Genomic DNA, 11,083 nt, shown 5'->3' with positions numbered 1-11,083 from the left:
AGCCAGGTCAGCTTCTACTCGGTTGACCAAGCGGGCAACACAGAGAAGGTACAGACCGTAGAGGTGAAGATCGACCGTACGGCACCGGAAATCACAATGAATTTGAGTAACGAGTATAAACTCAACACGATGTTAACATTAAGTTATTCTACACGAGATATATTGTCAGGCGTTATTTCCGATAGTATGACAATTAAACAGCCAGGCGAATCTGTGGGCAAACCAATTGCTAATGAAAGTGCAATTAAATTGGATAAGCCTGGGACCTATACAATCACAGTAAACGCGAGTAATGCTGCAGGCTTAAGTACTACGATTCAAAAACAGTTTGTTGTTTACATTGCGAGTTCCATTGAAGTAACACCAACAGTAATCAAAGGCAATAATGGTGTGTTTACCGTTCGTGTGAATTTACTTGAAGGGTTCAAAAGCGAAGGATTTGACCTTAATACGGTTACACTTAATGGTGTTAAAGCATTAACAAGCAACAATGGTTACTATAACCAAGCAAAGAACGGACAATTCAAATTCGAACGCTCTGATTTTACTTGGACAGGACCAAATGAAAACCTAGAATTCCGAGGCTATGTAAATGGATTTTTGGTAATCGGTCAGACCATCGTGAAAGTACAAAAGTAATGTGTAAAGAGGGCTGGCAGGTGAAAAGAACTGCTGGAGCAGCATGGATATTATAAGAAGAAATAACCAAGCGGCGAAAAATAAGTGCAAAAACCCCAGTTCACTCTAATGTGAGCTTGGGGGTTTTTACGTTTAAACTCCATTTACAGCAACGCCCTAAGCTCACGCTGATACTTGTTCAAATGGGCGGCTGACGGAATAATCTCTTTGGCCAAACGAATACCGCCAATCCTAATGTTCCGGACTACATGATAAGGTGCAGATAGAAGTGCATGAAGAAGACAGAGATCAGAAGAACTCAAGGGACGATATCTCTGATAATAATCGATCCAACGAAGCATCTCCGAACCGTCCCAAAGGCAATTTCGATGAAGAATATGGGACAAATCCTTCATTCTGGTGTGGAGCGAAGTGTTGTCAAAATCGATCAAATGCAGCTTCCGCCGTTTGTCTTTCATTAGGTTGGGATAATTGTAATCGCCATGAACAAATGAGGAAGCTTTTTGTTCCGTATCGATGGCCTCTATCACTTTGGGCTGATGTAAATGGTCTAGTACATCCTCACTAAGTGCTGCTAAATGTGCGGTAATTTTGTATGAACTGAGCAGAGTTTTATATTCGGTAATTTCGTGATCCAGCCCCATATATCGAATTCTTGCTTCTGGAGCTTCGGCTGTAGGAAATCCTTCCGCTATGGAATGGAACCTAGCTAAAGTTCGAATGCCTTTCTTTAAGTCTCTCCTCCTCGTAAAGTCTGGCCTCTGTCCGTCAACCCAATTCGTTAATGTGTAGAAAAGGCTGTCATGAGTCATGTAGGGCGATTGCTCCACCGTAGGAGAAACCTTTTGACTGCGAGTAAAACCACGCTCATCCATATAGGATAGAATCCGGGTAATAAACCTGACCTCCTCTTCCGGGAAAGAGTAACTTTTTAAACAATAAGTCTCGTTCGTGGTCCGAATCTTATAAATATCTTTTATTTGAAGAGTTTCTTTAATTTTTATGCCATATATTTGTTCAACCTGTGACTTCATTGACGACTTCATGGACATCTTCATGCTCATTCTCCTTAGGGATTGATTTTGTCCATTCATCTAATAAATCCATTGCTTTTAATCGGGGATGCCAGGTTTTTTCCAAAATATCAAGCATTTCACGGCTTCTAGAGTGATTAGGGAACCGAGTAGCGTGCCAAGCTTCCCGTGGTAATCCATATAAGGACGAAATTAGTTTGCGCTCTGTCTTGTTTAAAGGACGGCGTTCTTCGTACCCCTTTAACAACGCTAATATGAAATCGGGATTGAATTGTGTTGTGTTCATGAGCGCTTTCGCTAGATCCACATAGATGGAACCCACTTTAACACGGTCCCAATCGATAATGTAGAGCTGGCCGTTTTCAGAAATAATGACATTAGGGGAAGTAATATCGTTGTGTATCAATGCGGGATGCTTCGATTCCTTCTCCAAAAGATGTTTGATTTCTGGGCTGCTTAAGTTAGCCCATGCCCGCTTGGTAAGGCGCTTACAGTATTTTCCGTATTTTTTGTGCCATTTGCGGTTCCATTCATGCCTTTGGATAGCATTTGCCATTCGTCTACGAAAGAGGCGATCTTGGATTTTCCATTTATCGATCTGTTTATGCGTGAAGGGCCCTTTAGTGTCAAGGAGACCACTGGATGTAGTATGTAGAGTGGCTAGGGCCCGGCCAAGCTCTTCAAAATCTTCGTTCGTTTCCAATTTCCTTCCATTTATCCATTCCGTCATATAGAAGGGGCGTTCGTGATTTAAAGTCCATAACTTCCCAGAATGGGTAGTGAGCCATTTGGGCATGTAACTGAAGCCGCTATTCATCAAGAGTTCTATATACGCTGCCGTTGTTTTCATTTGATGAACGGTACTCGTGCGGAGGAGCGTGTTTCGAAAAAAGGGTTTCATGGCATAGATGCCAGTTTCCGTTTGTACTTGAATAATAGCGTTTTCTCTGTAAAAGGAAGCAACCATGCCTGAACTCAACGGCAGCAGGCCGAAGCGGCGAGAAATTTTGCGAATTCGGTGTTTCGTATAGGAATTTGCCATGTAGCAACCTCACTTTATTTAAGATGGGTAAGGAGTAGCTAATACCTAGACTATTCATTAAGGGGGACGTCTGTATGGTCTATTGCCTCGAGTTACAGTAAAAACTTTCCATTCGGATAGCGAGGGAAACGAAAAAAGACCGGAAGGCTGTCAGCCTACTCGGTCAGTTCCTGAATCAAGTGTTTCGTCTTTAATCTTTAATATCCATCTGTTCGCTTTCCTGAGTTCTCAGCAATTTCAGCGCCATCTCTTCCAGAAGCGGAACCGAGGTGTGCCGAATCGACGTTAGCTTGAGCAAGACCTTCAGAAACACGTCGACCGTAATCAGGGTCGGCCTTGGTGAAATGTTCAATCATTTTATTCTGGATAATCGGCTTACATATCTTCAGCGCATCTACCAAATTCGCAATCAATTCATCGCGTTCCCAATCTTCAAATTTGCTGTAGGTATCTCCGGCTTGCTTGAAGTCGTTGGTTCGGCTTATTTTTTCACGGACTAATTTGTCATTATACATAGGTTGATGTTCTTTGCCGGAAGGAACGGCTTCTTTTAACCCGCCAAGCGAGGAAGGCTCGTAATTCACATGCGGATTTTGCCCGGGTGCCCGATCCACCATGATAGTCATTTGCCCATCCCGTTGGTTCGTGGCTACACGCGTTTTGGGGGCATTAATCGGCAGCTGAAGGTAGTTCGTTCCCACGCGGTATCGTTGGGTATCGGAGTAGGAGAATGTTCGCCCCTGTAACAGCTTGTCATCGGAAAAATCAAGACCATCTACCAGAACCCCCGTACCGAAAGCGGCCTGCTCGACTTCGGCAAAGTAATTTTCCGGGTTTTTATTCAGTACCATTTTGCCCACAGGTAAAAAAGGAAATTGTTCATGATCCCAAAGCTTCGTCGGATCAAGCGGGTCGAAGTCGAGCTCAGGATGCTCGTCATCACTCAAGATTTGAACACAGAGCTCCCATTCCGGGTACTCGCCTCGCTCGATGGCTTCATACAAATCCTGCGTGGCATGACTTACGTTTTTACCCTGTATGCCTTCTGCTTCCTTTTGAGTCAGGTTCTTCATCCCTTGCTTCAGCGGTTCCCAATGATACTTGACTAATACTGCTTGTCCGTCTTGGTTGACCCACTTGTAGGTATTCACACCAGACCCTTGCATTTGTCTATAGTTGGCTGGAATCCCCCACGGAGAGAACAGGAATGTGATCATGTGAGTGGCCTCAGGAGAATTCGATACAAAATCGAACATTTTCTCTGGGTTTTGCAGGTTGGTGACGGGGTCTGGTTTGAAGGCATGAACCATGTCCGGGAACTTCAACGGATCGCGAATAAAGAATATCTTCAAGTTGTTGCCGACTAAGTCCCAGTTACCGTCCTCGGTATAAAACTTTGTGGCAAATCCACGGGGATCACGAAATGTTTCTGGAGAGTAATTGCCGTGAACGACTGTAGAAAATCGGACAAATACAGGAGTCTGTTTACCTGCCTCTTGAAAAAGCTTGGCACGTGTATAGGTAGATATAGGATCATTACCTACTTTACCATAGGCCTCAAAATATCCATGGGCACCGGCACCGCGTGCATGTACAACACGTTCTGGAATGCGCTCCCGATCAAAATGGGATATTTTCTCGATGTAGTGGTAGTTTTCGAGCGTTGATGGTCCTCGATTTCCAATTGTTCGTATGTTTTGATTATCTGAAATCGGATGACCTTGTCGATTCGTTAAGGTCATCTCTTGATTTTCTTTGTCCATTGTCTCCATTCATCCTTCCTTAAATTGTCAGTAGTACCTTTTGCCATGTATAGGAAAATTATTCATCACCGAATACTAAACGTGATTTCCGTTTTATCGGCAGGCTCTGTATAATAAATCTATATTTTTTACTAAACTTCGGGGGTGCTCCATGTCAAAGAAAAAGTGGACGGTGGGGCTGATAGGCATATTTCTTGTTTTCTGTTATTTTTTATTCCAGTTTTTATCTTCCACGCTTAAGATCGATCATCTGGTCGGGCAAATGGAACAGAGCATGGTAGAGGATAAACGTATCAAGCACGTTGTGCTTATAGCTCAAGAGATTGATAATCCATTTTGGAGAACGGTGGAACTTGGAGCAAAAGAAGCCGCGGCGCAGCTAGGTATGAAGATTGATTATATGGGGCCGATTCGCATAAATCCTGCTGAACAAATGAATCTTCTAGAGAAATCGATTGCTGCCAAGCCGGATGCCATTATCGTGCAAGGGATAAAAGAGCAGCGCTACGATCTCCTGATTAGCAAGGCAATAGATCAAGGTATTCCAGTGATCACAGTAGATGCGGATGAGCCGGAGAGCCGGAGACTCGCCTACGTGGGAACAGATAATTGGGAAGCAGGCAAACGCATGGGAGAGCTTGTGGTGAAAGATGCTGGCGGGAAAGGCCGTATCGGTGTCATAATCGGAAGCGAACTGGCGGATAATCAACAGCTGCGTCTAGAGGGTTTCCGTTCAATTATTCGAAATACGCCAGGTTTTGAAATCATAGCCGTCCGCTCATCGAATATTTCGCGGATTCAAGCCGCTAAGCAGACTGAAGCTATGTTAAACCAATATGCAAGTATTCAGACGATGGTGGGATTTAGCTCCTTAGATGCGGTTGGTATTATGGAAGGACTGAAGGCAACGAATCGAGCGGATGTAAGCGTGTACGGATTTGATGACTTGGAGGAAACCAAACAGGGTATCGCCCAAGGAGCAATCCAAGCTTCCATCGTTCAGCAGCCCAAAGAGATTGGATTCAAATCCGTTTATTTGCTAGCAGATATTTTCAAAGGGGGCTCTATTCCGGTCCAGCACTACACCGCTACAGACATTATGGATAGTAACCATTTGAAGGCAAGTGTGAGCAGCCCATGAATATACGTAGAATGCTATTTATTGTCATTCCTATGCTATTTATTATGAATAACGCAGTCGCTTATTTCATCTTTGAAAGCGGAAGAACGGTGCAGCAAAGCTATAATGTGATGCTGGATCGGGTATTATTGTACAAGCAAATTGCTGGACAAACGCAGGGAAATCTTCGTGCTCTGAATGTTTACTTAATGGATCGAACGGAGAACAGCCACAAGGCATATATAAGTCAGAGGGATGAGCTCAATCATCTGCGGGAAAGCTTGTCTGCACAAGGGACGACTATTCCAACTACGGATCTTACAGTCCGCAGCTATCGCAACATGATCGATACGTTTATAGGGCAAGAAGCGGGTGTAATAGAAGCTTTAAATAGCCAAGGTTCTTTGGCTTATGCGGCTTTCTACGAAGAGGCTGAGCAGACAGCCGCGTTCATCCAAGCTGAAGGACATCATCTTATTGATTTGGAACTGAGTTATTATCAACCCTTCTACAGACAAATTCTTATCCAAACAGAAGTTATGAACCACTGGGGAGTCGCTATCTTTATCTTGAATACGCTGATAAGCGTCTTGTTTGCTTATTGGATCTCCCTAGGTATTACCCGACCGATCAAGCAGTTGGCCTTAACGGCTCAACAAATTTCAGACGGGAATTTGCAAGCTCCACCTCCGCAGATTAGTGAGCATAATGAGTTTGGTATGTTATCTAAAGCTTTTGGGCGCATGCAAGACAATTTGAAAGAACTGATTATGAAAGAGAAAGAAAGCTTGGAAAAGGACAAGCTGGTCAAAGAATTGGAGCTGGAAGTTTTGCAAAATCAGATAAACCCGCACTTTCTCTTTAATTCCTTGAATGTCATATCCAAGCTTGCTCTGCTAGAGGGCGCTGAGAAAACAAGCGATCTTACGGTATCCATGTCGAATCTTCTTCGGTATAATCTTCGGAAATTGGATCGGCCGGTGACGCTAAGGGATGAGGTTGAGCATGCCAAGGAGTACTTTACCATCCAACAGGCCCGCTTTCGCGACCGGATTCAGTTCGTAACGGATATTGACGAGAGCGGACTGGACGTGTATGTTCCCATGCTAACCCTTCAACCGATACTTGAGAACGTCTTCGTCCACGGTATTGAGGGAATGGAAGAAGGGGCGGAGATTAAGCTGGTCATTGCATGCGGGCCTGATGAGGTAAGGGTTGCCATATCGGATAATGGGATCGGTATGAGCGAGGAGGTTCGTGAGTCTCTGCTTCATTTCGAATCCGAACCGCTGCTTGGCCAAGAAAAGGGACAATCCACTGGCTTAGGGACGCGCAATGTGTTTAGACGTCTTGAATTATTTTATGGAAGAAAGAATCTTGTAGATATTCACAGTGAGCCGGGCCAAGGGACGACTGTCCTCATTCGGATTCCTGCTTCAGGAAAGGAGGATGGAGATGTATCGCCTACTGATCGCAGATGATGAAGCTTTAGAGAGAGAAGGCATTGAATGGATTGTGACCCGAATGATGCCGAATACGTTTGAAATTATTCATGCAGAGAATGGCCGCGTGGCTATTCAAAAGGCAGATGAATTTCGGCCGCATATTGTGCTGATGGATATTCGGATGCCGGGCATTCAAGGCCTTGAAGCGTTAAAGGAAATTAAGGCTCATAGTCCGCAGATCAAGATGGTTCTGGTTACAGCCTATGAACATTTTGAATACGCCAAAGAAGCCCTTTCCTTGGGAGTAAAAGAGTACCTGATCAAACCGGCTAAACGTGATCAAATCGTCGCACTCCTCCAGCGGCTGGTAGCTGAAATTGACCAGGATCAAAGAAAGCGCGACGAGGAGTTCGCAATGCGCGATAAGTACTTCCATCTGCTCCCGTTGGCGGAAACGGAAATGGCTCTGGTCTTTATGTCAGATCAAGTGAATGAAACCGAGGTGGGATATCTGGCTGATATCCTCGAGCTTTCCATAGATAAAGGATGTGCTCTTGTGCTAGCCTTGCCGGAATTCGGGCATACCTCCGAGCAGGAATTAGGCATCGAAAAGAAAAAGCTTTACGAGACGGTAAAAAACCTCGCCAAAGGATTTATCAAGAATAGGGTCGGTTGTGTGGTCAGTTCCATGGTCCATTGGCACATGGTCATCTTTCTTCTCGAGAAGGCGGAAATCAAGGATGAGGTATTGCGAGAAGAGGCTCATTTCCTAGGCAATAAGCTGGTCGAGACACTCCACCAACAGCGTAGTATAGACGCTAATGTAGGCATCGGATCCGTTCAAATGGATATTGAGGGGATAAGAAGATCGTATTTTGAAGCTGTCTTCGCATCCACATATCCTAAAAAGTGGGGTAACCTTTGCTCTTTTGAGGATCTAAAAATGCTCTCCCTAGAAGGAGAGCGGGAAACGGCTGATAAGTTTATTGCAGACAACACTTCTGAACGTACTTACGTGGAATTGGCCATCAAACGAATCCGTGAGGAACGTGAACAGCGAACATGGAGTGTCCTAGACAACGCCATCACGTTCATTCAAGATAAATTCCGTGAGGAGCTTTCCCTTGAAGATGTGGCAGAGCATGTCCACTTGAACCCGTATTATTTCAGTAAAGTATTCAAGCAGCAAACGGGAGAAACCTTCATTGATTATGTGACAAGGCTGCGGATCGAAAGGGCCAAAGAATTCATAAGGGACGGGCAATTCAGCTTAAAGGAAGTCTGCTATATGGTGGGTTATAAAGACCCTAATTATTTCAGCCGAGTATTTAAAAAGGTAACAGGGGTAGCGCCTACTGAATTCCGCAACCAACTTTAATAAAGACTAAGGTTCATGCAGAGATGCATGGACTTTTTTGTTATTCCTGAACAAAAATGTGCTAGTCTGCCGCCCTACATCCGACGGATATTTGCAGGCATCAATATTATGCTTGTAAACAACAAATAAGTGAAGGGAATTGGCCCCTAGCTTGAACAAAACGCATGGTATAATGAGTCTCGCATTAGACGGATTTACGATTTATTCATGATAAAAGACCCGCATGAAGGTGCGGATAAGTCAGAAGGGATAATCGCTTATGAGCTCACATATAAACAATCAAAACCAACAAGTAAGCATGAAGTTTGTAACGCTAGTTTCGATGGTAGCCGCTTTGGGGGGGTTATTATTTGGATTTGATACAGCTGTGGTGTCGGGTGCAATCGGTTTTATGAAAGAACGTTTCGACCTAAGCCAGGTGGAAGTGGGTTGGGCGGTCTCCAGCTTAATCATCGGGTGTATCGTTGGAGCAGCAGGATCCGGTATGCTGGGGGACAAGTTCGGTCGGAAAAAAGTGCTGATTATAGCTGCGATCCTATTCATTATCGGGTCCATCGGATCTGCCATTCCAAATACGTTCACCGCTTATATTATTGCCCGGATTATTGGCGGACTTGGGATTGGTATTACCTCTACGCTATGTCCTCTTTATAACGCGGAAATAGCGCCTGCCAAGTATCGCGGCCGTCTTGTAGCCCTGAATCAGTTCGCGACGGTGACCGGTATCTTCCTCGTATATTTCATTAATATGGGCATTGCGGGGTATGGCGACAACGCGTGGGATATTTCAACAGCTTGGCGATGGATGTTTGGTTTCGGGGTTCTTCCGGGCTTGCTGTTCTTAGTACTGCTTTTCTTTGTACCTGAAAGTCCGAGATGGTTGATCAAGCAGGGGAGAGCAGCAGAATCTCTTCCAATTTTACTTAAGATTCACGGCGACGAATTGGCCAGACAGGAAGTACTGGATATCAAGGAATCGTTCAGTCAGGAAAGCGGATCGATCCGTCAACTGTTCAGCCCAGCTTTGCGGCTTGCTTTAATCGTAGGTGTGGGACTGGCAGTACTCCAGCAAGTTACGGGAATCAATGCGATTATGTACTATGCCCCAGAAATTTTTAAGGAAACGGGTGCTGGCACGAATGCTTCGCTGATTCAGACCATTTTGGTCGGTCTGATTAATTTCCTCTTCACCATTCTTGCTATATGGCTTATCGATAAGGTGGGACGTAAGGCTCTTTTACTTGTAGGATCTGCCTCAATGACAGTGTGCCTAGTCGTTATAGGTGCCGCCTTTCAATCGGGACAACCTTCAGGGCCTTTGGTGCTAATCTTTATTCTACTGTATGTGGCTTCCTTTGCTGTATCGCTTGGGCCTGTCGTGTGGGTGATTATGTCCGAAATTTTCCCGAACCGTATTCGTGGAAAAGCTACGGCGATAGCTTCTATGGCACTTTGGACAGCGGATTATATCGTATCGCAGACCTTCCCTCCGATGCTTGGTTCTGCAGGACCAGCGGTGACATTCTGGATATTCGGTTTCATGGCCTTGCTTACATTCTTTTTCACATGGCGTCTTGTGCCCGAGACAAAGGGGAAATCGCTGGAGGAAATCGAAGCCTTGTGGTCTTCGAGGAAAACTTCTAATTCGAATAAATCCAAAGAAGAAGAGGGCGTCCCATTTAGAACAATTCCTCATACACCCGAATCTTGAGCCCTCGTTGTGATGCGATATGGCGGTTGTTGTGCCCGTTTTGCCATGAAAAGGAACGACGATTCGCTATTTTGAGCAAATGAGTGCTAAACGGGCATGTCACGGAACGAGGATACCTTATTTGTTAAAGAAACACGCTGCAGACGTAAAACTGGCGAAATGACGAATCGTCGTTCCGCATGAATCCGAATTTGAGCAAATCTCAGTGAAATAACGCCTCCTCGTTCCATTTAGATGGGTTTTAATAGGAACGGGTCACATCTATGACAAGAAAAGAACCTCAACTCCACCAAAGGAGCTCGAGGTTCTTTTTTTACACTGCTGCCAGTCACTACGGCTTCTTGGGCGCAGCTTACTTTGGCGAAGCCGTTTATGGGCTCTTCCTTCAGCCAAACTAGGCATTTGTCACGAATTAACTTCCAACGCATATCATGCAGATATATAATCGCGTGCGAAATGGAGTGGATCTAATGACTCCATTCACCTTAAGTGAATCTTTTTTTAATCGATTAAATAGTAAGAAAGAATATAAAATTTTAGAAGGAGCAGGCCATTTTCCGATTGAACAGCCAGGTTTGGAACAAATGAGAATAGCCGTGTTATCTTTTTTAAAAGAGTTAGAGAATGAGAAGCACTGACCAGGGGAGGGCAAACCCCTCATGTCTTGGAGAAGGCGCTATCGTGGCATACGAATTACGCGCAATCCGGGACGATGCTTCAAAGAGTTTTGCAACGAGGGTAGCTGCAGCGAAAGTAGTGGTTTATCCGAAAAAAGTATGGGCTGTCCCATAAGGCGTTCATCTTTAGGCTACCTCTGTTTTCACTGTTGCACTACATGGAAAACCTACCGTTAATTTGGGTATTTTTTCATAAAAAGCTAGTTTACATGGAAAATCTCCCGTTATTTCTGATGTTTTCTCGCGGAATAGCGATTCCTCCTTAAATTAGAGG

General features: G+C 44.6%; 8 protein-coding genes and 1 pseudogene. 6 read left to right on the top strand and 3 right to left on the bottom strand.

The annotated features are described in order from the left end of the window. Positions 1-639: pseudogene (locus GC098_RS18235) on the top strand (hypothetical protein); the annotation flags it as partial. Between the two features lie 143 nt (positions 640-782). On the opposite strand, the gene GC098_RS18230 reads toward GC098_RS18235, so the two are convergent. From GC098_RS18230 to GC098_RS18220, 3 genes are all read right to left on the bottom strand, one after another. Then, positions 783-1,697, bottom strand: a complete 915-nt coding sequence (locus GC098_RS18230) for a YutH/CotS family kinase-like spore coat protein (RefSeq protein ID WP_246358697.1) — start codon at positions 1,695-1,697, stop codon at positions 783-785. Next, on the bottom strand, positions 1,657-2,715 hold the full coding sequence (locus GC098_RS18225; RefSeq protein ID WP_171644621.1) for a phosphotransferase: 1,059 nt from the start codon (positions 2,713-2,715) through the stop codon (positions 1,657-1,659). The genes GC098_RS18230 and GC098_RS18225 overlap by 41 nt, the downstream gene beginning before the upstream one ends. Before the next feature lie 197 nt (positions 2,716-2,912). Further along, positions 2,913-4,487, bottom strand: coding sequence for a catalase (locus GC098_RS18220; protein ID WP_216625320.1), 1,575 nt, complete (start codon positions 4,485-4,487; stop codon positions 2,913-2,915). 142 nt (positions 4,488-4,629) lie between these two features. Between GC098_RS18220 and GC098_RS18215 the strand changes: the two genes are divergently transcribed. The 5 genes from GC098_RS18215 (at position 4,630) to GC098_RS18195 (ending at position 10,770) form a co-directional block, all read left to right on the top strand. Further along, positions 4,630-5,619 (top strand): sugar-binding protein, encoded by a 990-nt coding sequence (locus GC098_RS18215; protein ID WP_171644617.1) that lies wholly within the window; start codon positions 4,630-4,632, stop codon positions 5,617-5,619. Beyond that, on the top strand, positions 5,616-7,079 hold the full coding sequence (locus GC098_RS18210) for a sensor histidine kinase (protein ID WP_171644615.1): 1,464 nt from the start codon (positions 5,616-5,618) through the stop codon (positions 7,077-7,079). The genes GC098_RS18215 and GC098_RS18210 overlap by 4 nt, the downstream gene beginning before the upstream one ends. Continuing rightward, entirely contained in the window at positions 7,054-8,421 is a 1,368-nt protein-coding gene (locus GC098_RS18205; protein ID WP_171644613.1) for an AraC family transcriptional regulator, read from the top strand. The genes GC098_RS18210 and GC098_RS18205 overlap by 26 nt, the downstream gene beginning before the upstream one ends. A 259-nt stretch (positions 8,422-8,680) precedes the next feature. Further along, positions 8,681-10,132 carry a sugar porter family MFS transporter gene (locus GC098_RS18200; RefSeq protein ID WP_171644611.1) on the top strand — a complete coding sequence of 484 codons (1,452 nt, stop codon included), beginning with the start codon at positions 8,681-8,683 and terminating at the stop codon, positions 10,130-10,132. Positions 10,133-10,602: 470 nt separating this feature from the next. Beyond that, complete coding sequence (locus GC098_RS18195; protein ID WP_171644609.1) at positions 10,603-10,770, top strand: alpha/beta fold hydrolase; 168 nt, start codon at positions 10,603-10,605, stop codon at positions 10,768-10,770. Positions 10,771-11,083 lie beyond the last annotated feature (313 nt).

Origin of the sequence: Paenibacillus phytorum, from assembly GCF_013141715.1 — a bacterium.
GTDB classification, from domain to species: Bacteria; Bacillota; Bacilli; order Paenibacillales; family NBRC-103111; genus Paenibacillus_E; species Paenibacillus_E phytorum.
This window is presented reverse-complemented; position numbering and strand designations above follow the sequence as displayed.

Excerpts from the sequence above, each read along its gene's own strand:
- GC098_RS18230 (WP_246358697.1), bottom strand. The coding sequence starts at position 1,697 with ATGAAGATGTCCATGAAGTCGTCAATGAAGTCACAGGTTGAACAAATA.
- GC098_RS18225 (WP_171644621.1), bottom strand. The coding sequence starts at position 2,715 with ATGGCAAATTCCTATACGAAACACCGAATTCGCAAAATTTCTCGCCGC.
- GC098_RS18220 (WP_216625320.1), bottom strand. The coding sequence starts at position 4,487 with ATGGAGACAATGGACAAAGAAAATCAAGAGATGACCTTAACGAATCGA.
- GC098_RS18215 (WP_171644617.1), top strand. The coding sequence starts at position 4,630 with ATGTCAAAGAAAAAGTGGACGGTGGGGCTGATAGGCATATTTCTTGTT.
- GC098_RS18210 (WP_171644615.1), top strand. The coding sequence starts at position 5,616 with ATGAATATACGTAGAATGCTATTTATTGTCATTCCTATGCTATTTATT.
- GC098_RS18205 (WP_171644613.1), top strand. The coding sequence starts at position 7,054 with ATGTATCGCCTACTGATCGCAGATGATGAAGCTTTAGAGAGAGAAGGC.
- GC098_RS18200 (WP_171644611.1), top strand. The coding sequence starts at position 8,681 with ATGAGCTCACATATAAACAATCAAAACCAACAAGTAAGCATGAAGTTT.
- GC098_RS18195 (WP_171644609.1), top strand. The coding sequence starts at position 10,603 with ATGACTCCATTCACCTTAAGTGAATCTTTTTTTAATCGATTAAATAGT.